Source organism: Streptomyces spiramenti (assembly GCF_012034385.1).
GTDB lineage: Bacteria > Actinomycetota > Actinomycetes > Streptomycetales > Streptomycetaceae > Streptomyces > Streptomyces spiramenti.
Genome location: NZ_JAAVJB010000056.1, coordinates 1 through 25,202, shown reverse-complemented (window position 1 = coordinate 25,202; position 25,202 = coordinate 1). Strand labels below are relative to the sequence as shown.

At 72.0% G+C, this 25,202-nt stretch carries 19 protein-coding genes and 1 tRNA gene; 17 read left to right on the top strand and 3 right to left on the bottom strand.

All coding sequences use genetic code 11. The features are described from left to right. Positions 1–61 precede the first annotated feature (61 nt). From HCJ92_RS09700 to HCJ92_RS09690, 3 genes are all read left to right on the top strand, one after another. The gene (locus HCJ92_RS09700) at positions 62–1,417 is read left to right on the top strand and encodes a lysine N(6)-hydroxylase/L-ornithine N(5)-oxygenase family protein (protein ID WP_167933075.1); all 1,356 of its coding nucleotides are present in this window, start codon (positions 62–64) and stop codon (positions 1,415–1,417) included. 163 nt (positions 1,418–1,580) lie between these two features. Continuing rightward, complete coding sequence (gene pyk, locus HCJ92_RS09695; protein ID WP_167933071.1) at positions 1,581–3,002, top strand: pyruvate kinase; 1,422 nt, start codon at positions 1,581–1,583, stop codon at positions 3,000–3,002. Positions 3,003–3,168: 166 nt separating this feature from the next. Continuing rightward, positions 3,169–3,789, top strand: a complete 621-nt coding sequence (locus tag HCJ92_RS09690; RefSeq protein WP_167933070.1) for an L-threonylcarbamoyladenylate synthase — start codon at positions 3,169–3,171, stop codon at positions 3,787–3,789. Between the two features lie 243 nt (positions 3,790–4,032). Here HCJ92_RS09690 and HCJ92_RS09685 read toward each other — a convergent pair. Beyond that, positions 4,033–4,105 (bottom strand) — tRNA-Leu (locus HCJ92_RS09685). A gap of 98 nt (positions 4,106–4,203) precedes the next feature. On the opposite strand from HCJ92_RS09685, the gene HCJ92_RS09680 reads away from it, so the two are divergent. From HCJ92_RS09680 to HCJ92_RS09655, 6 genes are all read left to right on the top strand, one after another. Further along, on the top strand, positions 4,204–4,872 hold the full coding sequence (locus tag HCJ92_RS09680; protein WP_167933069.1) for a response regulator: 669 nt from the start codon (positions 4,204–4,206) through the stop codon (positions 4,870–4,872). Between the two features lie 698 nt (positions 4,873–5,570). Beyond that, positions 5,571–6,749 carry a branched-chain amino acid ABC transporter substrate-binding protein gene (locus tag HCJ92_RS09675; RefSeq protein ID WP_167933068.1) on the top strand — a complete coding sequence of 393 codons (1,179 nt, stop codon included), beginning with the start codon at positions 5,571–5,573 and terminating at the stop codon, positions 6,747–6,749. Between the two features lie 130 nt (positions 6,750–6,879). After that, positions 6,880–7,803 carry a branched-chain amino acid ABC transporter permease gene (locus tag HCJ92_RS09670; RefSeq protein ID WP_167933067.1) on the top strand — a complete coding sequence of 308 codons (924 nt, stop codon included), beginning with the start codon at positions 6,880–6,882 and terminating at the stop codon, positions 7,801–7,803. Continuing rightward, entirely contained in the window at positions 7,800–9,164 is a 1,365-nt protein-coding gene (locus tag HCJ92_RS09665; RefSeq protein ID WP_167933066.1) for a branched-chain amino acid ABC transporter permease, read from the top strand. Before HCJ92_RS09670 ends, HCJ92_RS09665 begins: the two co-directional genes overlap by 4 nt. Beyond that, positions 9,161–10,204 (top strand): ABC transporter ATP-binding protein, encoded by a 1,044-nt coding sequence (locus HCJ92_RS09660; protein WP_167933065.1) that lies wholly within the window; start codon positions 9,161–9,163, stop codon positions 10,202–10,204. The genes HCJ92_RS09665 and HCJ92_RS09660 overlap by 4 nt, the downstream gene beginning before the upstream one ends. Further along, positions 10,201–10,962: an ABC transporter ATP-binding protein gene (locus HCJ92_RS09655; protein ID WP_167933064.1), complete on the top strand. Its 762-nt coding sequence runs from the start codon at positions 10,201–10,203 to the stop codon at positions 10,960–10,962. The genes HCJ92_RS09660 and HCJ92_RS09655 overlap by 4 nt, the downstream gene beginning before the upstream one ends. A gap of 116 nt (positions 10,963–11,078) precedes the next feature. Here HCJ92_RS09655 and HCJ92_RS09650 read toward each other — a convergent pair whose 3' ends face one another. Both HCJ92_RS09650 and HCJ92_RS09645 read right to left on the bottom strand, forming a co-directional pair. Then, on the bottom strand, positions 11,079–11,564 hold the full coding sequence (locus HCJ92_RS09650) for a PaaI family thioesterase (RefSeq protein ID WP_167933063.1): 486 nt from the start codon (positions 11,562–11,564) through the stop codon (positions 11,079–11,081). Between the two features lie 296 nt (positions 11,565–11,860). Then, positions 11,861–14,158 carry an FdhF/YdeP family oxidoreductase gene (locus HCJ92_RS09645; protein ID WP_167933062.1) on the bottom strand — a complete coding sequence of 766 codons (2,298 nt, stop codon included), beginning with the start codon at positions 14,156–14,158 and terminating at the stop codon, positions 11,861–11,863. A 202-nt stretch (positions 14,159–14,360) separates the two neighbouring features. Between HCJ92_RS09645 and polA the strand changes: the two genes are divergently transcribed. The 8 genes from polA (at position 14,361) to HCJ92_RS09605 (ending at position 25,121) form a co-directional block, all read left to right on the top strand. Next, positions 14,361–17,024, top strand: a complete 2,664-nt coding sequence (gene polA / locus HCJ92_RS09640) for a DNA polymerase I (RefSeq protein ID WP_167933074.1) — start codon at positions 14,361–14,363, stop codon at positions 17,022–17,024. A gap of 399 nt (positions 17,025–17,423) precedes the next feature. After that, positions 17,424–18,944: a 30S ribosomal protein S1 gene (gene rpsA, locus HCJ92_RS09635; RefSeq protein WP_167933061.1), complete on the top strand. Its 1,521-nt coding sequence runs from the start codon at positions 17,424–17,426 to the stop codon at positions 18,942–18,944. 250 nt (positions 18,945–19,194) lie between these two features. Next, on the top strand, positions 19,195–20,391 hold the full coding sequence (locus HCJ92_RS09630) for a PAC2 family protein (protein WP_338054104.1): 1,197 nt from the start codon (positions 19,195–19,197) through the stop codon (positions 20,389–20,391). Positions 20,392–20,468: 77 nt separating this feature from the next. After that, the gene (gene coaE, locus HCJ92_RS09625; RefSeq protein ID WP_167933060.1) at positions 20,469–21,086 is read left to right on the top strand and encodes a dephospho-CoA kinase; all 618 of its coding nucleotides are present in this window, start codon (positions 20,469–20,471) and stop codon (positions 21,084–21,086) included. 177 nt (positions 21,087–21,263) lie between these two features. Next, positions 21,264–22,586: a VWA domain-containing protein gene (locus HCJ92_RS09620; RefSeq protein WP_167933059.1), complete on the top strand. Its 1,323-nt coding sequence runs from the start codon at positions 21,264–21,266 to the stop codon at positions 22,584–22,586. Beyond that, entirely contained in the window at positions 22,583–23,515 is a 933-nt protein-coding gene (locus HCJ92_RS09615) for a hypothetical protein (RefSeq protein ID WP_167933058.1), read from the top strand. The genes HCJ92_RS09620 and HCJ92_RS09615 overlap by 4 nt, the downstream gene beginning before the upstream one ends. A 252-nt stretch (positions 23,516–23,767) precedes the next feature. Next, the gene (locus HCJ92_RS09610; RefSeq protein WP_338054103.1) at positions 23,768–24,655 is read left to right on the top strand and encodes an MHYT domain-containing protein; all 888 of its coding nucleotides are present in this window, start codon (positions 23,768–23,770) and stop codon (positions 24,653–24,655) included. A 4-nt stretch (positions 24,656–24,659) separates the two neighbouring features. Then, positions 24,660–25,121: a type II toxin-antitoxin system PemK/MazF family toxin gene (locus HCJ92_RS09605; RefSeq protein WP_167933057.1), complete on the top strand. Its 462-nt coding sequence runs from the start codon at positions 24,660–24,662 to the stop codon at positions 25,119–25,121. The last annotated feature ends 81 nt before the right edge of the window (positions 25,122–25,202 follow it).

Genomic DNA, 25,202 nt, shown 5'->3' with positions numbered 1-25,202 from the left:
GGCCGCACCCGGCCCCTCCGCCGCCCGGCCCACCCGCCCCGCGCCCGAGGACACCGCGCCGCTGGACCTCGCCGGTGTCGGCGCCGGTCCGGCCGGACTCTCGCTCGCCGCACTGGCGGACAGTCACCGCGGTTTGCGCGCGACCTGGTTCGAGCAGCGGCCCGCGTTCCACTGGCACCCCGGCCTGCTGATCGAGGGAACCACCCTCCAGGTGCCGTTCCTCGCAGACCTGGTGACCCTGGCCGATCCCGCCAGTCCCTGGAGCTACCTCTCCTACCTCCGGGATCAGGGGCGGCTCTTCCCCTTCTACTTCGCCGAGACCTTCCACATCGAGCGCACCGACTACGACGCGTACTGCCGCTGGGCGGCGGAGCGGTTGGCGAGCGTGCGGTTCGGGGAGCGGGTGGAGTCCGTCTCCTGGAACGCCGACCGGGAACTGTTCGAGCTCGTCGTACGCCCCGCCGCCGGGCCCACCGGCGGCGGACGAGCGGTGCACGCCCGCTCCGTCGTGCTGTCGCTCGGCAGCGCACCGCACGTCCCAGAGGTGCTGCGGCCCGCGGTCGGCGCGCCGCCCGGCGGCGCGCCCGTGGTCCACTCCGCGGAGTACCTGCTCCACCGGGAGCGGCTGCTGGCTGCCGACCACGTCACCGTCGTGGGCTCGGGGCAGTCGGGCGCCGAGGTCTTCCTCGACCTGCTGCGCCACCGCCCGGCGGGGGCGGAACGACTGCACTGGCTCACACGGTCGCCCGCCTTCGCGCCGATGGAGTACAGCAAGCTGGGGCTGGAGCACTTCACCCCGGACTACACCCGCTACTTCCGGTCCCTGCCCGAGGCCACCCGCGACACGCTGACGGCGCGGCAGTGGCAGCTGCACAAGGCGGTCGACCACGAGACCCTCTCGGAGATCCACGGCGAACTCCTCGGCCGCGCGCAGCGGTCGGGGTGGCCCGACGCCGTGATGACCCCGGGGGTCGCCGTCCGTTCCGTCGAGCGCCGGACCGACGGCGCGGTCGACCTGCGGCTGGAACACCCGGAGCAGGGCACGGCCGCCGACCTCACCACCCATGCCGTCGTCCTGGCCACCGGCTACCGGGACACCCCGCTCGAACCGCTGCTCGGCGACCTCGCGGACGCCGTCCGGCGCGACGACGCCGGACGGCCGCTGGTCACCGGGGACTACCGGCTGGAGTTGGAGGCGGACATCGGCGGCCGGGTGTTCGTCACCGGCGGCGAACGCCACACCCACGGCGTCGGGACGCCGGACCTCGGGCTGATGGCGCACCGCTCGGCGACCGTCCTCAACCAGCTGCTCGACAGCCGGCCCTACCCGCTCCCGAAGCGAACCGCCTTCACCACCTTCGGGCTCCGGGAGGCGCCCGACGCACCACGCGACGCCCCCGCACCGCCCGTCGGCTGAGGCCCGGCCGAAGCAGGGAACGCGCTCATCGGAGCGCGTTCCCTGCCATCTGTCGACAATGCGCCGGGGCGCGCCGGAACAGGGGGAAACGTATACGCGGCCGAAGGGTTTTCGGCATCTCGATGGTCATTCCTACCGCCGGGTAAGTCCTAGAGTCGGGAGTATGCGCCGAGCGAAAATCGTCTGCACACTTGGTCCGGCCACCGACTCGTACGAGCAGATCACCGGGCTCGTCGAAGCGGGCATGAACGTGGCCCGTCTCAACCTCAGCCACGGCGCGCACGCCGAGCACGAACAGCGCTACCACCGGGTCCGGCAGGCCGCGCGCGAGGCCGGCCGCGGTATCGGCGTCCTCGCCGACCTCCAGGGACCGAAGATCCGGCTGGGGGTGTTCCGCGACGGCCCGGCGCTGCTGGAAGCCGGCGACACCTTCCGGATCACCACCGACGAGGTCGAGGGCGACCAGCACCGCTGCTCCACCACCTACGCCGGCCTCTGCGCCGACGTCACCCCGGGCGAGCGCATCCTGATCGACGACGGCCGGGTCGCGCTGGAGGTCGAGGCGGTCGAGGGCACCGACGTGCTGACCACCGTGGTCGAGGGCGGCATGGTCTCCGACCACAAGGGGCTCAACCTCCCCGGCGTCGCGGTCTCGGTGCCGGCGCTCTCGCCCAAGGACGTCGAGGACCTGCGCTGGGCGCTGCGCACCGGGGTGGACCTCATCGCGCTCTCCTTCGTCCGCGCCGGTGACGACATCAAGGACGTGCACCGGATCATGGCGGAGGAGGGCCGCTTCCTGCCGGTCATCGCCAAGATCGAGAAGCCGCAGGCCGAGGAGAACCTCCAGGACATCGTCGACGCCTTCGACGGGATCATGGTCGCCCGGGGCGACCTCGGGGTCGAGGTGCCCCTGGAGGACGTGCCGCTGGTCCAGAAGCGCGCGGTGAAGCTCGCCAAGCGCAACGCCAAGCCGGTCATCGTCGCCACGCAGATGCTGGAGTCGATGATCAACTCCTCGCGTCCGACCCGCGCGGAGGCGTCCGACGTCGCCAACGCGGTGCTCGACGGGGCCGACGCGGTCATGCTCTCCGGGGAGACCAGCGTCGGCGCGTACCCCAACGAGACGGTACGCACCATGGGGCGGATCGTCGCCGCCGCGGAGACCGAGATGCTCTCCCGCGGCCTGCCGCCGCTGACCGAGGCCACCAAGCCGCACACCCAGCCCGGCGCCGTGGCGCGCGCCGCCGCCGACATCGGCGACTTCCTCGGCGCCTCGCTGCTGGTCGCCTTCACACAATCGGGTGACACCGTCAGGCGGTTGTCGCGGTACCGCTCGCCCATCCCCATGATGGCGTTCACCCCGGACCAGCAGACCTGCAACCAGTTGAGTCTGACCTGGGGCGTGGAGGCGCACGTCGTCCCCACGGTCGACAGCACCGACGCCATGGTCGAACTGCTCGACGGTCGGCTGCGCCGCATGGGCCGCTGCGTGAAGGGCGAGACCGTGGTGATGACCGCCGGCTCGCCGCCCGGAGTGCCCGGCACCACCAACCTGGTGCGCGTCCACCACATCGGCGAGCGCTAGGTGTATTGACCTGGAGCGTTGTTGACGCCGTCCGGCGCTCCCCGGCGCCCCGGGGAGCGCCCCGCGCCCCTTCGGTGGAGGCGCGCCGCCCGCCGGTCGCGAGCCGTGCCGGACACGGCCCCGCCGTGGCCGTCGGCCGCCCGGAGCCGGGGGCTAAGCTCGCCCGATGGCCAAGTATTTCGACGTGCACCCCGAGAACCCCCAGCCTCGGACGATGACCACCGTGGCCGAGAGCGTCCGCGCCGGCGCGGTGATCGCGTACCCCACCGACTCCTGCTACGCGCTGGGGTGCCGGATGGGCAACAGCGAGGGCCTGGACCGCATTCGTACGATCCGGCAGCTCGACGACCGCCACCACTTCACGCTCGTCTGCCAGGACTTCGCCCAACTCGGGCGGCTCGTGCAGATCGACAACACCGTCTTCCGGGCGATCAGGTCCGCGACCCCGGGCAGCTACACCTTCATCCTGCCCGCCACCAAGGAGGTGCCGCGCCGCCTGCTGCACCCGAAGAAGAAGACGGTCGGGGTCCGGATCACCGATCACGTCGTCGTGCGGGCGCTCCTGGCCGAGCTGGGCGAGCCGCTCGTCTCCAGCACGCTGCTGCTCCCCGGCGAGGAGGAACCGCTCACCCAGGGGTGGGAGATCAAGGACCGGCTGGACCACGTGGTCGACGCCGTCGTCGACTCCGGGGACTGCGGCACCGAGCCGACCACGGTGGTGGACTTCTCCGACGGCGGGGTCGAGATCGTGCGGCGCGGGGCGGGTGACGTCTCCCGGTTCGAGTAGCGGGATCCGGCCGACGCGCCGGGGAGGGGCGCGGCCCCGGCACATCGGTCCCGGCGGGCGGCCCCGCTCGGCGCCGGCGCCCGTTCGCCGCGGGCGGCACGCGGCGCCGATGCGGGGGAGTCGAGCTGGGGTCGTGAGGTGAGCCACGCGGGCAGATGTGCGAGGCGTCGGTGTGCCGGGACCGCGTCCGTGGAGGTCTGCGTGAGTCCGGCGTCCTCGCGGGTCACGGGAGGACGGTGGGGGTGCCCCGGGTGGGATTCGAACCCACGCTGAATGCTGTTTGAGAGCACTGCCTCTGCCACTGGGCTACCGGGGCGCCGAACGGCCACGTCGGGCCGGAACCCGCCGTGGGCCCAACATACCGTAGCTGGGTACTCTCGTGAGTGCCCCGCCTGCAGAACCCCGAGGAGCCCCGTGAGCACCGCCGACGTTCCCGAGCCCGGACCCCAGGGCGACGACACCGCCGAGCCCGAGGCGGGCGTCCACGTCCCCCCGCAGACGACCCGGGTGGTCATCGCCGAGGACGAGGCGCTGATCCGGCTGGACCTGAAGGAAATGCTGGAGGAGGAGGGCTACACGGTCGTCGGCGAGGCCGGAGACGGCCTGCGCGCGGTCGAGCTGGCCCGCGAGCACCGGCCGGACCTCGTCATCCTGGACGTCAAGATGCCGGTCATGGACGGCATCTCCGCCGCCGAGAAGATCGCCGAGGAGCAGCTGGCGCCCGTGCTGATGCTCACCGCCTTCTCGCAGCGCGAGCTGGTGGAGCGGGCGCGCGACGCCGGCGCGATGGCCTACCTGGTCAAGCCGTTCTCCAAGACGGACGTCGTGCCGGCGATCGAGATCGCGGTCTCCCGGTTCCACGAACTCCGCACGCTCTCCCAGGAGGTCACCGACCTCGCGGAGCGGCTGGAGACCCGCAAGCTCGTGGACCGGGCCAAGAGCGTCCTCCAGACGCAGTACGGGCTCACGGAACCCGCAGCGTTCCGCTGGGTGCAGAAGACCTCCATGGACCGCCGGCTGTCGATGCGGCAGGTCGCCGAGGCCGTGCTGGAGGACGCCGAGGAGCGCCGCCGCAACAAGTAACGGGCACGGGCGGTCGCGCCGCCGACAGGTGCACCCCGGGGCCGCCGGGCGGGAGCAGTCCCGTCCGGCGCCCCCGCGGCGTACCCGCCCGCACCCGGCCGGTGCCTTGCGTGCGTCGCGGACGCCGTTCCGGTGGCGCGTTCCGGCCCGCCGGGCGCCCGTCGTGCCCGGTGGGCCGGTCCGTCGCTCCGTATCGTGCCTGCCCGTGCGAGGTCGCCCACGTGGCGGCGGTGTCGGCACCGTGCGGCCCCGAGCCCCGGGAGGCGGACCGGCGGCTCGCCTTCGGGCGCTCCGACGCCGCCCGAAGCGGAATGCGCGGCGGAAAAGGGACGGTCGGCGTACGGGATTCCGATGTCGCGCGGCCGTCGGTCCTGTTGCGGCTGAGTTTCGTGGGGAAACGGTTCATGATCGATTCTCCTGCCGCCGTAGCGGCGCCGCCGTCCCTTTCCTGGGGCTGTGGTCCGTTTCGGTGATGCCCGTTCGGGGCGGGCGCGACGGGAAGATCTCGTCCGCTCAGCGGTAAGGAGCGTTCTCATTTCGGCACGTGACTGAGGTCACGAGGCGATCACACTTGAGCTGCCCGTCTGTTAGTGCGACGAGATGCGCAATAGATTCCGCTCCACGCCGCACCCGTGAACGTTTGGGCACGTGTCCCGTGCGGTGACGTTCGGACTGGACTCGGTCCAGGGGGTTTACTGATGCTGAACAAGCGGATCGTGAAAATCGCACTGCCGGTCGCGATCGGTGCGTTGGCGCTGAGCGCCTGCGGCAGCGACGACAGTGGCGGCGGTAGCAGCGGTGGTGGCGGCGGCGACGGCTCCGGTTTCACCATCGCTTACCAGGGACCGCTCTCCGGCCCCAACGCCCAGCTCGGCATCAACATGGAGAACGGTGTCAAGCTCGCCATCAAGGAGGCGAACGAGTCCGGCGACTACGACGTCACTTTCGAGTACGCCTCCGGTGACGACCGCGGTGAGCCCGGGCAGGCCGCCTCGGCCGCCCAGCGCATCATCGACAACGACGACGTCATCGCCGTGGTCGGTCCCGCCTTCTCCGGCGCGGCCAACGTCGCCGCACCGTCGTACGGCGAAGCCGGCATCACCGCGCTCTCGCCGTCGGCGACCGCCCCCGACCTCACGGAACAGGGCTTCCCGACCTTCCTGCGCGGTGTGCCCAACGACGGTGAGCAGGGCGCCGCGATCGCCTCGTTCTTCGCCGAGCAGGGCGTGGAGTCGGCCGTCGTCATCGACGACCTCGGCGACTACGCCGTCGGTCTCGGCAACGTCGTCGAGGAGGCACTCGGCGAGGCCGGCATCGAGGTGCAGCGCGAGTCGCTGCCCGCCGACACCGTCGACCACAGCTCCATCGCCCGCACCGTGATCCAGTCCGGTGCCGACGCCGTCGCCTACACCGGCTACTACGCGCAGGCCGCGCCGCTGGCCGTCAAGCTCAGCGAGCAGGGCTACGAGGGCATAGGCCTCGGCGGCGACGGTGTCCGCGACCCCGAGTTCGTCAACCTCGCCTCCGGCGCGGCCGAGGGCTGGTACCTCAGCTGCCCCTGCCGCGACCTCAACGAGGACGAGATCGGCCAGAAGTTCAGCGAGGCCTACGAGGCCGAGTACAGCACCGCTCCGGGCACCTACTCGCCCGAGGCGTACGACGCCACCATGATGATCATCAACGCCGTCAACGAGCTGGGCGACAGCGCGGACCGCGCGTCCGTCTACGACGCCATCGCCCAGGGCGAGCACGACGGTGTCGCGAAGACCCTCACCTTCGACGAGACCGGTGAGTACGCCGGCTCCGGCATCTACATCTACGAGGTCAAGGACGACGAGATCGTCTCGCTCGGCAACGTCGAGGAACTCGTCGGATAACGACCGCGCGGTACCTCTCCTCCGGTGGGGCGTGGCCCGTGCCACGCCCCACCGCTCCCGACGCGGCTGCCCCCGGGACGTCCCGACAGGGCGGCTACCGGTGGCTGTTCTGGCAAGGAAGTGCCCTCGCATGAGTTTTCACGACTTCTGGGACGTACTCGTCCTGGGGGCGGTACTCGGCTCGCTGTACGCCGTTATCGCCATCGGCTACACCCTGGTGTACGGCGTGCTCCAGCTCCTCAACTTCGCGCACAGCGAGGTATTCATGGTGGGGGGATTCGGCGGAGTCATCGCCCTCACCATTTTCGTTCCGGCCACTGACCCCTCCGGTCTCCAGTCGATCGCCTACGTCGCGGTCGGCATGCTCTTCGGCGCCGTACTCGGCGGCACCGTCGCGTTCTTCCTGGAGAAAGTGGCCTACCGGCCGCTCCGCAGACGCGGCGCACCCCGGCTGGTCTTCCTGATCACCGCCATCGGCGCCTCGTTCTTCCTCTACAACCTCGTCGGCAAGCTCTTCGGTCGCAACCCGATGCCGATGCCGTCGATGTACGAGAACAAGACCGTCGTCACGATCTTCGGATCCACCATCAGCGTCACCCAGGCCCTGATCCTCGGCTCCGCCGTCGTCATGCTGGTCGCGGTCGACTACGTGGTCAACCGCACCAAGCTGGGCTCCGGTATCCGCGCCGTGGCGCAGGACCCCGAGGTCGCCTCGCTGATGGGCGTCAACATCGACAAGGTCGTCTCCCGCACCTTCGTGTTGGGCGGCCTGATGGGCGGCGTCGCCGGGTTCCTCTTCGGCACCACCAACCAGGTCTTCTACACGATGGGCTTCCTGCCCGGCATCACCGCGTTCGCCGCCGCCGTGCTCGGCGGCATCGGCAACGTCCGCGGTGCCATGCTCGGCGGGCTCACCCTCGGCGTGGTCGAGGCCTTCACCGTCGAGGTCTGGGGCGACGCCTGGCGCTACGTCGGCGCCTTCGCCGTACTGGTGCTGGTGCTGATGTTCCGGCCCACGGGCATTCTCGGCGAGCGCGTAGCGAGGACGGCATGACGACCACGGAAACGGCACGGGACGTGTCCGCAGCCGCCCGGCTGCGGAAGACCTCCTGGTACCAGGAGCCCCGCTGGCAGCGGCTGGCCGCACTGATCGGCGTCGCCGTCGTCGGCGCCCAGGTCACCGGCGTCGAGGGCAACAACCGCGACATCTTCTACGCTCTGAAGGAGAACTTCACCTCCACCGGCTTCGCCGTCTGGCTGGCGGTCTGCGTCGGCATCTGGGTGGTCCGCGAGTTCGCCCAGGCACCGATCGGATCGGCCTGGGGACACGTCAAGGAGTCCGTCAAGGCACCGGCCGGCGAGGTGCAGACGCTCTGGCGCAAGCAGTTCTGGCTGCGCGTCGGCATCCTCAGCGGAGTGCTGGTCTTCCTGATCGTGCTGCCGTTGCTGGTGTCCCGCCACTGGCAGCAGGTGCTGGTCGACCAGATCGCCATCTACGTGCTGCTGGCGATCGGCCTCAACGTGGTCGTCGGCTGGGCCGGCATGCTCGACCTGGGCTTCATCGCGTTCTTCGCGATCGGCGCGTACAGCGCCGCGTTCTGGACCGGGTCCCTCCCGGTCGACCCGCCGATGGTGCTGAACAACTTCGCCGTCATCCCGATCGCCGTCATCACCTGCCTGGTGGCCGGAGTGCTGCTCGGCGCGCCCACGCTACGGCTACGCGGCGACTACCTGGCCATCGTCACCCTCGGCTTCCACGAGATCGTCTACCTCGGCGCCAAGAACTGGCAGTCCTTCACCGGGGGCACCTCCGGGGTCCGTGTGGAGCGGTTCAGCATCGACCTCGGCTTCTGGTCCTACAGCTGGGGCCTGGACCCGCGGCCGTACTACTGGCTGCTGCTCGGCTTCATCATCGCGCTGCTGGTGCTCTTCATCCGCCTGGAGCACTCCCGGGTCGGCCGGGCCTGGACCGCGATCCGCGAGGACGAGGTCGCCGCGGCCTCCAACGGCGTGGACACCGTCCGCTTCAAGCTGCTGGCGTTCGCGATCGGCGCCTCCACCTCCGGCATCGCCGGCGTGATCTACGCGAGCAAGCTGGCGTACATCAACTCCGAGGCGTTCATCGTCCTCTTCTCGATCCTGGTGCTCTCCTACGTGATCTTCGGAGGCATGGGATCGCTGCCCGGCGTGCTGATCGGCACCGCGGTGCTGGTCTGGCTGCCCGAGGCGCTGCGTGACTCCGTCCCGGCGCAGGACCGGTACATGTACCTCGGCGCGCTGCTGGTGATCATGATGATCTACCGGCCGCAGGGGTTGTGGCCGTCCCGTCGCCGCCAGCGCGAGCTGCACATGGCGGAGGAGGGCACCGGCGGCGCCGACGCGCTGGGCGGTACGGCAGGAGGCAGGCAGGCATGACGAACGCGACCAAGCAGACCGCGGCCCCCCGACCGACGGAGAGCGGCGAACCGATCCTCGAAGCCCGTGGGGTGACGCTGCGGTTCGGCGGCCTCACCAGCCTGGACTCGGTGGACCTCACGATGCGGCGGGGCGAGATCCTCGCGATCATCGGCCCCAACGGCGCGGGTAAGACCTCGCTGTTCAACTCCCTCACCGGCGTCTACGTGCCGCAGGAGGGCGAGATCCGCTTCCTGCCGCGCGCCGGCGGCGAACGGGCCCTGCTCGGCACCAAGCCGTTCAAGGTCAGCCGCATGGGGGTCTCCCGGACGTTCCAGAACATCCGGCTGTTCGGGGCGCTCACGGCGATCGAGAACGTCAAGATCGCCTACGAGACCCGCCAGAAGACGGACGCCATCTCCATCATGCTCGGCCTGCCGCACGCGCGGCGCGCGGAGAAGGAGAGCGACCGCGCCGCACAGGAGATGATGCGGTTCGTCGGCCTGGAGGGGCGCATCAACGAACTGGCCGCCTCGCTCAGCTACGGCGAGCAGCGGCGGCTGGAGATCGCCCGCGCGCTGGCCACCAGCCCGGAGGTGCTGCTCCTCGACGAGCCCGCCGCCGGCACCAACCCGACGGAGAAGCGGGACCTGGAGACGCTGATCCGCCGCATCAACACCGAACTGGGCGTGAGCGTGCTGCTGATCGAGCACGACATGCGCCTGGTGATGTCGGTCGCCGACCGGGTGACGGTGCTCAACTTCGGCAAGAAGATCGCCGAGGGCACCCCGGCGCAGGTCCAGCAGAACCCCGACGTCATCAAGGCCTACCTCGGCTCCGCCGCCGACGACAGCGAGGTGGCCGACATCGTCGCCGCGCAGGCCGAGCACGTCGTCGAGGTCACCGAGGCCGAGCACGCCGACGACGCCGGGACCGCCGCGTCCCCGGCCGACGACGGCGCACGGAAGACGGAGCTGCCCGGTGCCCGCGCGGTACCGCAGGACGAGGCCGGCCCCGGCGACGCGACCGCCCCGGGTACGGAGAAGGGTGGCCAGGCATGAGCGGGCCCGAACTGGACAAGAACCCCGGCGAGCAGGGGACCCCGCTGCTGGAGTTGAGCGGGCTCCGGGTCTTCTACGGCGCCATCGAGGCGCTCAAGGGGATCGACCTCACGGTCGGCCGGGGTGAGGCCGTCGCACTCCTCGGCGCCAACGGTGCCGGGAAGTCCACGACGCTGAAGACCGTCTCGGGCATGCTGGCACCCCGCCACGGCGAGGTCCGGCTGCACGGCGAGCGCATCGACGGGATCGCCTCCCACGAGCTGGTGAGATTCGGCCTCGGCCACGTCCCCGAGGGCAGACGGGTCTTCGCCCGGATGACGGTGCTGGAGAACCTCAACATGGGGGCGTACCGGTTCCGCCGCCCCGACCCCGACGACCTCGATCGCGTCTTCGGGCTCTTCCCGCGCCTCGCGGAGCGCCGCAAGCAGATCGCCGGCACCCTCTCCGGCGGCGAGCAGCAGATGCTCGCCATCGGGCGCGCCCTGATGGGCAAGCCCGAACTGCTGCTGCTCGACGAGCCGTCGATGGGTCTGGCACCGCTGATCGTGGAGCAGATCTTCGACATCCTCCGCGAGGTCAACGAGCAGGGCACCACCCTGCTGCTGGTGGAGCAGAACGCCTCGGAGGCGCTGCAACTCGCCAACCGCGGCTACGTGCTGGAGACGGGAGAGGTCGTGATGTCCGGCCCGGCCGACACGCTCCTCGCCGACCCCCGGATCCGCGCCGCCTACCTGGGCGAGCACGTCGAGGTCGACTGACCGCACCGCTCTGTCCGGCGTACCGCGAAGGGGGCGGGGGCACCACCAGGTGCCCCCGCCCCCTTCGCCGTGCGGTACGCACGTTGCCGACGGCACGTCCCGCGTGGCGCCCGTGGTCAGCCCGCGCCGCCGCCCGCCCCGACCTCCGGGTTCTCCCGCAGGGCGCAGGTCAGCCGGGCGGAGCACACCCGCTTGCCGTTCTCCTCGGTGACCACGATCTCGTAGGTGGCCGACGTCCGCCCCGCGTGGACCGGGGTCGCCACCCCGGTGACCAGCCCGGACCGCACCCCGCGGTGGTGGGTGCAGTTGAGGTCCACCCCGACGGCGATCCGGCGCGGGCCGCCGTGCAGCATCGCGCCGATCGACCCCAGGGTCTCGGCGAGCACCGCCGAGGCGCCGCCGTGCAGCAGCCCGTAGGGCTGGGTGTTCCCCGCCACCGGCAGCGTCCCCACCACCTCCTCGGGGGCAGCCCGCACCACGTGCAGCCCCACCCGGTCGCCGAGGTCGCCGGCGGAGAAGAGCGAGGGCAGGTCGACACCGAGGCCGGACCACTGGTCGAGGATGTGGGGCGGGAACTGGGTCGGGGGCTGCTCGTCACCCATGGCACGGCTCCGATCGTCGCTGGTCGGCGGCCGGACCGGTGTCCGGCCGCCGACCAGCCTAGGACGTGTCCGGTGAGTCCCGCCCGGCCCGCGGCGGGCGGCACGGCATCTCGCCGCGTCGGAGCATCGCGCGAGGACGACGGGTACGAGCTGCGATCCACCGCCTGGCGATCCACCGCCTGGCGACCCACCGCACCGGACGCCGCGGGCCCCACCGGCGCTGTTCACCGGACACGCCCCGGACGCACCGCCCCCAGGGCACCCGGACGCCCACGGGCCGATGCGGCCGATCCGGCTCATGTCACGGCGGGGTCCGCCGCCCGTGCGACGGGCTCCAGCCGCACCACGACCGACTTGCTGGTCGGGGTGTTGGAGACGTCGGCGGTGGAGTCCAGCGGCACCAGCACGTTGGTCTCCGGGTAGTACGCCGCCGCGCACCCGCGCGCGGTCGGGTAGTGCGTCACCAGGAAGCCGGGCGCACGGCGCTCCACACCGTCGCGCCACTCGCTCACCAGATCGACGTAGCCACCGTCCTCCAGGCCCAGTTCGGCCGCGTCGTCCGGGTTGACCATCACCACGCGGCGCCCGCCCCGCACACCCCGGTAGCGGTCGTCGAGCCCGTAGATCGTGGTGTTGTACTGATCGTGGGACCGCAGGGTCTGGAGCAGCAGCCGCCCCTCGCCGACCTCGGGGAACTCGACCGGCGCGGCGGTGAAGTTGGCCTTGCCCGTCGCGGTCGGGAAGCGCCGCTCGTCGCGGGGCGCGTGCGGCAGGGTGAAGCCGCCCGGCCTGCGCACCCGCTCGTTGAAGTCGTCGAACCCCGGCACCACGCGGGCGATGCGGTCCCGCACCAGGTCGTAGTCGCGCTCGAACTCCTCCCAGGGCGTGGTGGACCCGTCGCCGAGCACCAGCCGTGCCAGCCGGCAGACGATCGCCGTCTCCGACAGCAGCCCCCGGTCAGCCGGCGCCAACCTGCCGTGCGAGGCGTGGACCATCCCCATGGAGTCCTCCACGGTGACGAACTGCTCCCGGCCCCCGCTCGTGTCCCGCTCGGTGCGGCCCAGCGTCGGCAGGATCAGCGCCCGGGCTCCGGTGACGCAGTGCGAACGGTTGAGTTTGGTCGAGACGTGGACCGTCAGCGCCGCGCGTCGCATCGCGTCCTCGGTCACCGCCGTGTCGGGCGAGGCGGCGACGAAGTTCCCGCCCATCGCGAAGAAGACCCGGACCCGGCCGTCGCGCATCGCCCGGATCGACGCGACCGTGTCGAGGCCGTGCTCGCGCGGCGGCGAGAACGAGAACTCCTTCTCCAGCGCGTCGAGGAAGGCGGGCGCGGGCCGCTCGAAGATTCCCATCGTCCGGTCGCCCTGCACGTTGGAGTGACCGCGCACCGGGCAGACCCCCGCCCCCGGCCTGCCGATGTCCCCGCGCAGCAGCAGCAGGTTGACGATCTCGCGGATCGTCGGCACCGAGTGCTTGTGCTGGGTGAGCCCCATCGCCCAGCACACCACCGTCGCCCGCGACTCCAGCACCATGCGGGCCGCCGCCTCGATCTCCTCGCGCGTCAGCCCGGTGGCGCGCAGGGTCGTCTCCCAGTCCGCGGCGCGCGCCGCCTCGGCGTACTCCTCGAAGCCGTGGGTGTGTTCGGCGATGAACGCGCCGTCCGTGCCGCCCTCCGCCTCCAGCACCAGCCGGCTCACCATGCGGAACAGGGCCTGGTCGCCGCCGAGGCGGATCTGGAGGAAGAGGTCGGTCAGTTCCGTGCCGCTCCCGGCGAGCCCGCGCGGAGTCTGGGGGTTGCGGAACCGCCGCAACCCGGCCTCGGGCAGCGGGTTGACCGTGATGATCCGGGCGCCTTCCTTCTTGGCGCGCTCCAGCGCCGAGAGCATGCGCGGATGGTTGGTCCCCGGGTTCTGCCCCGCCACGACGATCAGGTCGGCGCGGTACAGGTCCTCCAGCAGCACGCTGCCCTTGCCGACGCCTATGGTCTCGCCGAGCGCCGACCCCGAGGACTCGTGGCACATGTTGGAGCAGTCCGGGAGGTTGTTGGTGCCGAACTCGCGCGCGAACAGCTGGTAGAGGAAGGCGGCCTCGTTGCTGGTGCGGCCCGAGGTGTAGAAGACGGCCTCGTCGGGCGAGTCCGCCGCCCGCAGCTCCGCCGCCACCAGCTCCAGCGCCTGCTCCCAGGAGACCGGCCGGTACCGGTCGTCGCCCTCGGCCAGGTACATCGGGGTGGTGAGCCGGCCCTGCTTCCCGAGCCAGTAGCCGGAACGACCGGCCAGGTCCGCCATCGGGTGGCGCTCGAAGAACGCGGGGGTGACCCGCTGCCGGGTCGCCTCCTCGGCCACCGCCTTCGCGCCGTTCTCGCAGAACTCGGCGGCGTGCGGCTTGTCGGGCTCCGGCCAGGCGCAGCCGGGGCAGTCGAACCCGCCGTGCTGGTTGACGCGCAGCAGCGTCAGCGCGGTGCGCCGCACCCCCATCTCCTTGCGCGCCATGTCCATGGCGTGGGCGACCGCGGGCAGTCCGGCCGCGCTGTCCTGCGGTCCGGCGGTGCGCGGGGCGTCCTGGATCGGATCGCCCGAGGGCGGCTGAGGCATGGTGCGTCTCCCGTCGGCCGGTACGTCTCACCCTCGATCGTGTCACGTCGGGCGAACCCCGGCACCGGGCCCGCGGCGTCCCCGGGATCGGGCGCAGGCGTCGCCGCCCGGGGCTGTCGGCGGTCCGTGGGAGGATGCGCGGGTGGCTGAGAACACGGTGAGCAACGCAGAGCAGACCTCCGACCGAGCGCCCCGGCGGCTGATGCTGCTGGACGGCCATTCGCTGGCCTACCGGGCGTTCTTCGCCCTGCCCGCGGAGAACTTCACCACGGCTGTGGGACAGCCGACCAACGCGATCTACGGGTTCACCTCAATGCTCGCCAACACCGTGCGTGACGAGGCTCCGACCCACCTCGCGGTCGCCTTCGACGTCTCCCGCAAGACCTGGCGCTCCGAGCGGTTCCCCGAGTACAAGGCGACCCGCTCCGCCACCCCCGACGCCTTCCGCGGTCAGGTCGAGCTGATCGGTGAGCTGCTGGACGCCATGGCGGTGCGGAGGTTCGCCGTGGACGGCTTCGAGGCGGACGACGTCATCGCGACGCTGGCCACCCGGGCCGCCGCGGACGGGTACGAGGTGCTGATCGTCACCGGCGACCGGGACAACTTCCAGCTGGTCACCGACGACGTCACCGTCCTCTACCCCACCAAGGGCGTCTCGGAGCTCACCCGCTTCACCCCGGACAAGATCGAGGAGAAGTACGGCCTCCGCCCGGCGCAGTACCCGGACTTCGCCGCGCTGCGGGGCGACCCCTCCGACAACCTCCCCGGCATCCCCGGGGTCGGGGAGAAGACCGCCACGAAGTGGATCACCCAGTTCGGCTCGCTGGACGAACTCCTGACGCGCGCGGAGGAGGTCAAGGGCAAGGCGGGCCAGAACCTCCGCGACAACCTGGAGAACGTGCGGCTCAACCGCGAACTGACCGAGATGGTGCGGGACGTCGAACTGCCCGCCGGTCCCGCCGACCTCGAACGCGCGGCCTTCGACCGCGACGCCGTCACCGTGCTGCTGGACTCCCTGGAGTTCCGCAACCAGAACCTCCGCGAGCGGCTCTTCGCGATGGACCCCAGCGGCTCCGAGGAGGAGCGCGAGGCCCCGGCCCCCGGCGTCGAGGTCGAGGGCCGTGTCCTGGCCACTGGCGAGCTGTCCGACTGGCTCGCCTCCCACGGCGACGGTCCCCTCGGCCTGGCGACCAAGGACGCCTGGGCGCTGGGCACCGGGTCGGTCCACGCGGTGGCGCTGGCGACGGCGGCGGGGCCCGCTGCCTGGTTCGACCCCGCCGAACTCGACGAGGCCGACGACCGTGCCTTCGCCGCCTGGGCGGCGGACGGGAAGCGGACCAAGGTCGTGCACGGCGTGAAGCAGTTGCAGCGGGTGTTCGCCGACCACGGCTGGCGGCTGGCCGGCGCGGACACCGACACCGCGCTCGCCGCGTACCTCGTCCAGCCCGGCCGGCGGTCCTTCGCGCTGGAGGGGCTGAGCCTGGAGTTCCTGGGCCGGGAGCTGGCGCCGGCCACCCCGGACGACGGCCAGCTCGCGTTCGGCGTGGAGGACGCCGCCGAGGCGGACGCCCTGATGCAGCAGGCCCGCACCGTCCTGGACCTCGGCACCGCCCTCACGGAGCGGCTGCGCGAGGTGGGCGCCCTGGAGCTGCTGCGCGACATCGAGCTCCCCACCTCCGAACTCCTGGCCCGCATGGAGCGCGCCGGTATCGCCGCCGACCGCGCGGCGCTGGGCGCCCTGGAGCAGCGGTTCGCCGCCGCCGTGCAGGAGTCCGTGTCGGCCGCGCACACCTCGGTCGGCCACGAGTTCAACCTCGGTTCGCCCAAGCAGCTCCAGGAGGTGCTGTTCGGCGAACTCAACCTCCCGAAGACGAAGAAGACCAAGACCGGTTTCACCACCGATGCCGACGCCCTGGCCTGGCTCGCGGGACAGACCGAGCACGACCTGCCGGTGCTCATGCTCCGCCACCGGGAGCAGTCCCGGCTCCGCACCACGGTCGAGGGTCTGATCAAGACCATCGCCGCCGACGGCCGCATCCACACCACCTTCAGCCAGACGGTGGCCGCGACCGGACGGCTCTCCTCCACCGAGCCCAACCTCCAGAACGTCCCCGTCCGCACCGAGGAGGGCCGCGCCATCCGCGGCACCTTCGTCGTGGGGGAGGGGTACGAGTCGCTGCTCACCGCCGACTACAGCCAGATCGAGCTGCGGGTGATGGCCCACCTCTCCGAGGACGAGGGGCTGCTGGAGGCGTTCTCCTCGGGGGAGGACCTCCACGACACGGTGGCGTCTCAGGTCTTCGGGGTCCCCCGTGAGCAGGTCGACCCCGAGATGCGCCGCAAGACCAAGGCGATGAGCTACGGCCTCGCGTACGGCCTCTCCGCCTTCGGCCTCTCCCAGCAGCTCTCGGTGAGCCCGGAGGAGGCGCGGGCGCTGATGGACACCTATTTCGAGCGCTTCGGCGGAGTGCGGGACTTCCTCCAGCGCGCGGTGCAGGAGGCCACGGGCGTCGGCTACACCGAGACCCTGCTCGGCCGGCGCCGCTACCTCCCCGACCTCACCAGCTCCAACCGCCAGCGGCGGGAGATGGCCGAGCGGATGGCGCTCAACGCCCCGATCCAGGGGACGGCCGCCGACATCGTCAAGATCGCGATGCTGAAGGTGGACGCGGCGCTGAACGCCGAGGGGCTGAGCTCCCGGCTGCTGCTCCAGGTCCACGACGAGATCGTGCTGGAGCTGGCCCCGGGCGAGCGGGAGCCGGTGGAGGCGCTGGTGCGCCGCGAGATGTCCGGAGCCGTCGCGCTGCGCGCCCCGCTGGACGTCTCGGTCGGCGTCGGCGACACCTGGGAGAGCGCCGCGCACTGACCCCCGGCGAGCGCCGTCCGGCAGGTCCGGGCGGCGCCCGGGGGCGCGGCGAGCGGCTGCTCGGACGTCCACCGTGGTGGCGCGGGTCACTCCGCCGGGGTAGTCCGTGTCCGTTGCGTACCGTAAAGAGCCCTTTTGCTGTGCACGTGCGGCGAAGCGCGCATTGACCCGGCTGCGATGCGCCCGTATGCTATAAGGCGCGCTGCGGGCCTGTGTGCCTCGGACGGAGCAGGCCGCGCTCGCATCAGCTGTATGTCCCTCGATGGTCGAGGCGCGTTTCGGGTCCTCCTCTCGGATGATCTTGAGAACGCCTCGTGGGCTGTCGGGCTTCGGCGGTGCGAAAAGGGTCCCAGCGTGGTATTTCTACGACTCTTTGTCCGTACCGGAGCCCTTTCACACATGACGAGCAGCACCGAGAGCACCGTGACCACCCCGCAGGTTGCGGTAAACGACATCGGTTCCGAGGAAGACTTCCTCGCCGCGATCGACGAGACGATCAAGTACTTCAACGACGGCGACATCGTCGACGGCGTCATCGTGAAGGTCGACCGGGACGAGGTCCTGCTCGACATCGGTTACAAGACCGAGGGCGTCATCCCTTCCCGCGAGCTGTCGATCAAGCACGACGTCGACCCCAACGAGGTCGTCGCAGTCGGTGACGAGATCGAAGCCCTTGTTCTCCAGAAGGAGGACAAGGAAGGCCGCCTGATCCTCTCGAAGAAGCGCGCCCAGTACGAGCGCGCCTGGGGCACCATCGAGAAGATCAAGGAAGAGGACGGGATCGTCACCGGTACCGTCATCGAGGTCGTCAAGGGTGGTCTCATCCTCGACATCGGCCTCCGCGGCTTCCTCCCGGCCTCCCTGGTCGAGATGCGCCGCGTGCGCGACCTCCAGCCCTACGTGGGCAAGGAGCTCGAGGCCAAGATCATCGAGCTGGACAAGAACCGCAACAACGTGGTTCTGTCCCGCCGTGCCTGGCTGGAGCAGACCCAGAGCGAGGTCCGCCAGACCTTCCTCACCACCCTCCAGAAGGGTCAGGTGCGCTCCGGCGTCGTCTCCTCCATCGTCAACTTCGGTGCCTTCGTGGACCTGGGTGGCGTCGACGGCCTGGTGCACGTCTCCGAGCTGTCCTGGAAGCACATCGACCACCCCTCCGAGGTCGTCGAGGTCGGCCAGGAGGTCACGGTCGAGGTCCTGGACGTCGACATGGACCGCGAGCGCGTCTCCCTGTCGCTCAAGGCGACCCAGGAAGACCCGTGGCAGCAGTTCGCCCGGACCCACCAGATCGGCCAGGTCGTCCCCGGCAAGGTCACCAAGCTGGTGCCGTTCGGTGCGTTCGTCCGCGTGGACGAGGGCATCGAGGGTCTGGTCCACATCTCCGAGCTGGCCGAGCGCCACGTGGAGATCCCGGAGCAGGTCGTCCAGGTCAACGACGAGATCTTCGTCAAGGTCATCGACATCGACCTGGAGCGTCGCCGGATCAGCCTCTCGCTGAAGCAGGCGAACGAGAACTTCGGCGCCGACCCGATGATCGTCGAGTTCGACCCGACCCTGTACGGCATGGCCGCTTCCTACGACGACCAGGGCAACTACATCTACCCCGAGGGCTTCGACCCCGAGGCGAACGACTGGCTCGAGGGCTACGACAAGCAGCGCGAGGAGTGGGAGCGTCAGTACTCCGACGCCCAGACGCGCTTCGAGCAGCACCAGGCCCAGGTCATCAAGTCCCGCGAGGCGGATGCCCAGGCCGAGGCCGAGGGCACCGAGACCGGCGGCGGCGCTGCGGCGTCCGGCGGTTCCGGCAGCACCTCCGGTGGCGGCGGCTCGTACTCCTCCACCTCCAGCGAGGACTCGGGCGCCCTGGCCTCCGACGAGGCGCTGGCGGCACTCCGTGAGAAGCTGGCCGGCGGCCAGAGCTGATCACACGCTGCCCTCGGGCAGCGCCGCTTGACGCGGACCCACTCGGCCCCCGCGACCATCCGGTCGCGGGGGCCGAGCCGTGCCCGCGGCGTCGCCGGTCACGGGCGTTCCGCCTCGACGCGGGTGTTCGCGGGGCCCCCTTGCGGGAACGCTGTCACAGGGGGCCGTTACTCTCTGCCCAGTCCGGGAATGCGCTCACCCTCACAGGCGTTCTGCCGGACACGGAACGAAGTGGAAGGGGTGCGGCGCCGTGCGCGATCCGCAGGAGTTGTACGCGTGGGACCCGGAAGGGTTGCGTCGCGCCCAGGCGGCGGTAGCCGCGCCGGACGCCGGCGGGCTGGTGATGCTCTACCACTTCAACGGCTTCATCGACGCAGGTGAGACCGGCGGCCAGCTGGTCGAGCGGCTGCTCGACGCCGACGGTGACGCCGCCCGTGCCGAGGCGGGCGACGGGCTGGCCGACGGCCCGGAACTGGACCTGGCACTGGAGCTCGGCCTGGACCGGGCCGGCGAGGGCGACCCGCCGAGTGGCTCGGCCACCGACGGTCACGGCGGCGACGCGCCTGCCGGGGCGAACGGCCCCGACCCGGCGGACGCCGCGGGGGACAGCACCGAGCGGGACCGCCCGGCCGACGCCGAGCAGCGGCTGCCCGGCGCGGTGGTGGCCCGCTTCGACCACGACCGCCTCGTCGACTACCGGGCGCGTCGCCCGGCGATGGTCTTCCGTCGCGACAGCTGGGCCTCCTACGAGCAGCCGCAGCTGGAGCTGCGACTCCTGCAGGACGCCACCGGCCAGCCGTTCCTGCTGCTCAGCGGTCCGGAACCCGACGTGGAGTGGGACAGCTTCACCGCGGCGGTGCGGCAGATCGTCGAGCGGCTCGGCGTGCGGCTGGCGATGACCTTCCATGGCATCCCCATGGGGGTGCCGCACACCCGGCCGGTGGGACTGACCCCGCACGGCAACCGTGTCGATCTCGTCCCGACCCAGCCGGGACTGTTCACCGAGGCGCAGGTGCCCGGCAGTGCCGCCGCGCTGACGGAGTTCCGGCTCGGCTCCGCCGGGCACGACGTGCTCGGCATCGCGGCCCACGTGCCGCACTACCTGGCGCGTTCGCGCTACCCCGACGCCACGCTCGTGGTCCTGGAGACGATCACCGCCGCGACGGGGCTGGTGCTGCCGCGCGCCGCCCACGCGCTGCGTGCCGCCGCAGGCGCCACCCAGGACGAGATCGAGCGCGAGATCGCCCAGGGCGACGCTGAGCTGGTCGCCGTCGTCCGGGGGCTGGAGCAGCAGTACGACGCGGTGGCGGGTGCGGAAGGCCGTCGCAGCCTGATGGCCGAGCCCTCCGAGCTGCCATCCGCCGAAGAACTCGGTGCGGTGTTCGAGCGGTTCCTCGCCGAGCGGGACGACGGCGAGGAGGGCCCCGGCGACCACCCCGGCAGCTGACGCGTCCCCGGGTGCCGCCGTCCGGCGGCGCCCGGCAGACGCCTCGCGGTGGCGCCGCCGTCGGCTACGCTGCGGGCATGCTGACTGTGGGACTGACCGGGGGCATCGGCGCGGGCAAGAGCACGGTGGTGCGGCTGCTCGCCGAGCACGGGGCCGTCGTCGTCGACGCGGACCTCGTCGCCCGGGAGGTCGTCGCGCCGGGCACGCCCGGACTGGCCGCCGTCGCCGCGGAGTTCGGCGGGGCCGTCCTCGCCCCGGACGGTTCGTTGGACCGTCCCGCGCTCGCCGACGTGGTCTTCCGGGACCCCGAACGGTTGGCGGCGCTCAACGCGATCGTCCACCCCCTCGTCGCCGAGCGGGCGGCGGCGCTCCAGTCGGCCGCCCCCGCCGGCTCGGTCGTCGTGCACGACGTGCCGCTGCTGGCCGAGAACGGCCTCGCCGACCGCTACGACGTGGTGGTCGTCGTGGACGTACCCGAGGAAATCCAGCTCGACCGGCTCACCCGGCTGCGGGGGATGTCCGAGGAGGAGGCCCGCGGGCGCATGGCCGCCCAGGCCGACCGCGCCGACCGGCTGGCCGTCGCCGACGTGGTGGTGCGGAACACCGGCAGCACCGGGGAGCTCGCGGCCCGGGTCGCGCAGGTGTGGCGCGACCTCATCGGCCGGCTCGGCGCACGGGGCCCCGACCACCGCTGACCCGCCCGCCCCGGCGGACCACCGGGCCCGCGCCCCGCGCGAAGGACGGTCCGCTCCCGCCGACCGGACGCCGTTCGGCAGCCCCCTCGGGACGGGTGTCCTGGCCTGACGCGATATCAACCGGTGTGCGCCGGAGCGGTTTTGGTGCCCGGTGGAGCTGCTCGTAGTATCCGCCAAATGATCATAGGAAGACGGCTGGCGGCCACCCTGAGCGGTGTGTTCGCGGCCCTGATAGTGGGCGCGACCGCGTCCCCCGTGGCGGCGGAGCCACGCCCCTCACAGGACCCACCGAAGGTCCAACTCGTCCTGGACGTCAGCGGGTCCATGGGGGAGAGCTACAGCGCGGGACAGACGCGGATGGACGCCGCGAAGCAGGCGTTCAACGAGGTGATCGACGGCCTGCCGGAGACCGTGCACCTCGGTATCCGCACGCTGGGCGCCAACTTCCGCGGCGAGGAGATGGACGACGAGGCCTGCCGCGACAGCGAGCAGATCTACCCCGTCGGCCGGGTCGCCAAGGCGGAGGCCAAGGAGGCGGTCGCCGCACTCGAACCGACCGGTTTCACGCCCATCAGCCACGCGCTGCGTGAGGCGGTCGAGGACTTCGGCGGGGAGAGCGACAACTCGCGGCGGATCGTCCTCATCACCGACGGCGAGGACACCTGCGGCCAGCCCGACCCCTGCGAGGTGGCGCGTGAACTCGCCTCCCAGGGAATCCGTCTGACGGTCGACACCCTCGGGCTGACCCCGAAGGACGACAAGGTCCGCACGCAGCTCGGCTGCATCGCCGAGGCGACCGGCGGCACCTACACCGCCGTCCAGGACGTCGACCAGCTGACCGAACGGCTCGGCCAGCTCGTCGACCGCTCCGCCGAGGTCGTCGTCGAGGCGCCCGCGGCAGTCGAGGGCGCCAGCGACGACTGCGCCGCCGCTCCGCTGCTGCGCGCGGGTGTCTACAGCGACCGCGAGGAGATGGGGGAGCACCGCTTCTACCGGGTCCAGCTGGCTCCCGGCCGTGAGCTGCGCGCCTCGGTCAGTGTCGCCGCCGACAGGCCGGTGGACCGCGACTACGCCGTCATGCTCCGCCTGCTCGACGAGGACGGCCAGGAGCTCGTCCGGGGCCGCGAGACCGGTCACGGCCGCACCGACGTGATCTCGACCGGGCTGCGCTACCCCTGGGCTGAGCGCGCCGCGCTCCCCGAGGCCGACGGCGACCCGGACTCCTCCGCCGCTCCCTCGCCCGCCGCGGGCGAGGACGGCGACGGGGAGGAGAGCGTGCTCTGCCTGGAGGTCAGCAACGCGTTCTCCGCGCCCGACTCGGTCCAGCGCGCCCCCGGCATGCCGGTGGAGCTGACCGTCGACCTGGTGGCCGCGGCCGACAGCCCGTCCGACGTGGCCGCCTTCGGCCTCGCCCGGGGCTGGGTGCCGCTGGTGCTGCTGACCGTGACCGGCCTGGTGGCCGGCGTGGTCTGGGGACTCGTCCGGAGGGTGTTCGCATGAGCCGCCACACGACCGTCCGCCACCGGGCCCGGCGCGCCGCGCGCCCGGTGACGGTGCTCGCCCTCGCCGCGGGGTTGCTGCTGGCAGCGGCGCCCGCCGCGCTCGCGCAGGACGCGGAGACCTCCGAGGAGGAGGGGGCGACGGACGGCCCGGGTGCGGACCCGGCCGCCGACCCCACCGAAGCCGGTACGGGCTTCCGCGACGCCGCCGTGCTCGGGGAGTCCGGCCGGGGCACCGCACGCGCCACCGTGGGTGAATTCCTCTACTGGGCGTTCCCCGTCGCGGCGGGGCACGACGCCACCGCCGATGCGACGATCACCTTCGAGGACGACGGGGAACGGAGCGGCCCCAGCGTCTGGCAGCTCGACGTGTACGACGGGCTGCGCCGCAAGCAGGCCTGCGTCGGCGGCGACGCCACGGTGGAGGCCGCCGCGGACGCCGACGAGGTGGTCCTGGGGTGCGCGCTGCGGACCGTCCGGTCCTGGGCGGAGCCGTGGTCCGGCGACCCGCTGCCGGGCGCGTACTTCGTGCGGCTCACCGCGGTGGACCTGCCCGAGGAGGACCTCGGCCTGCCGGTCTCGGTGGTGGTGCGCACCACCACCGAGGACGCCGGTGGCGCCCACGCCCGTGGCGGCGACCTCGGCGCCCCGCTGGTGCCGACCCCCCGCGCCGGTTCGCTGGACACCGGGGACGGTGCCGACCCGGCCGACGAGGCCGACGAGGCGGAGTCCGGCTCCGACGCGGACGCCGCCGACCCGACCACCGATGACGGCGTCCGGTTCGCCGGTGTCGTCAACGAGCCCGACGGCGGCTGGAACGGCGGCTGGTGGTCCGACCGTTGGCTGTGGACGGCGGGCGGCGGTGTCCTCGGCGCGCTGGCCGCGCTCGGCGGCTACACCCTGGTCCGGCACCCGCGCGTTCGCGGCTGAGCCGATCCCGGAGGACGGACGGTGGGACCGGTGCTCGGCACCGGTCCCACCGTCCGTGCGTCCAGGCACCCCGGCTTCCCCCGGGGCACGCCCGACGGCCTCGCAGTCGCCCCGCCGGCGCCCGGACGGCCCCGCCTGGGACGCCCTCCGGGACAAAGATGCGCCTCTTCATGCATCGTGTTGCATCGGAGTTGCAACGGAACGGTATAGGCCCTGTGTTCGGCTTGAACTCGCCCCTAGCATCGGGTCCCCGTGGCCAGTGGGGCACGGGCGAAGAACGTGCAGGGGGAGTGCGTCATGCTCGCAGCGGAAGTACCCGCGGAAGATTTCACCTACGGCCTGATCACGCCGGTGTTCGCGTTTCTCATGGCCGTCGTCGGCAGCGCCCTGGGGCTGCGCTGCACGACCCGGGCCCTGAGCAGCGAACGCAGTCGCCGGCCGGGGTGGCTGGCGCTGGGGGCCCTGTCGATCGGTACCGGTATCTTCACCATGCACTTCATCGCGATGATGGGGTTCACCGTCCCGTCGATGAACCTGACCTACGACCTCGGGATCACCTACGCGAGCCTCGCCGTTGCCGTCGGCGTGGTGGGGATCGGCGTGTTCCTGGTCGGCTACGCGCCGCGCAGCAACCTCACGCTGGCCGCCGCCGGGGTGGTCACCGGACTGGGGGTCGCCGCCATGCACTACATGGGCATGGCGGGCATGGACATGGCCGGTGTCATGCGGTTCGACACCGTGACCGTCGGTGTCTCCGTCGCCATCGCGGTCGTCGCCGCCACCGCGGCCCTGTGGTTCGCGGTGAACGTCAGCGGCTTCGCGGCGTCGCTCGGAGCCAGCGCCATCATGGGGGTCGCGGTCACCGGTATGCACTACGCGGGGATGGCGGCCGTCTCCGTCCACACCCACGGCGCCGCCGCCACGGGCAGCGGCCACGCGCAGGTCGAGATCCTGATGCCGGCGCTGGTGGTGCCGATCGTGGTCCTGGTCTTCGTCGGTCTCTTCGTCGGCCTCGACCCGATGACCGTCCAGGACATCCACGAGCGGATGAACGAGGAGGGCCGCGGCGGCAAGGGGCCGCGTCAGGTGGCGCAGCCCGAACCCCGCGCCACCGGGGCCGGGCCGGGCGCCGTACGGTGACGGAGTGACGTCCCAGAACGAAGACCACCGCGAAGAGCCGCCCGCCAGAGGGCGGTTCGGCCCCGAGGCCACCATCGAGATCGACCCCCGGCAGGTGCGCGGCGCCCGCTGCGTCTACTCGCCGGAACACGACGGGGAGCCCGACCCCGGCGAGGTCGTGTGGACCTGGGTCCCGTACGAGGAGAACGACGGCCGGGGCAAGGACCGCCCCGTCCTGGTCGTGGCGCACGAGGACGGCCCCGGCCTGCTCGCGCTGCAGCTCACCTCCCGCCCGCGGGAGAACGACCACGAGTGGTTCTCCCTGGGGACGGGCCCCTGGGACCGGCAGGGGCGTGAGTCCTGGGTGGACCTGGACCGCGTGCTCCGCATCTACCCGCAGGGCATGCGTCGGGAGGCGTGCGCCCTGGACCGGGCCCGTTTCCAGGCGGTGGCCCACCGGCTCCAGCAGCTCCACGGCTGGCGCTGACGGCGGCGCCCGCCCGCGACCGGGCCGCCCCCCGGCACCACCCCGACCGGCCGCTCCTGGCCGCCGCCCCCACCACGGGGC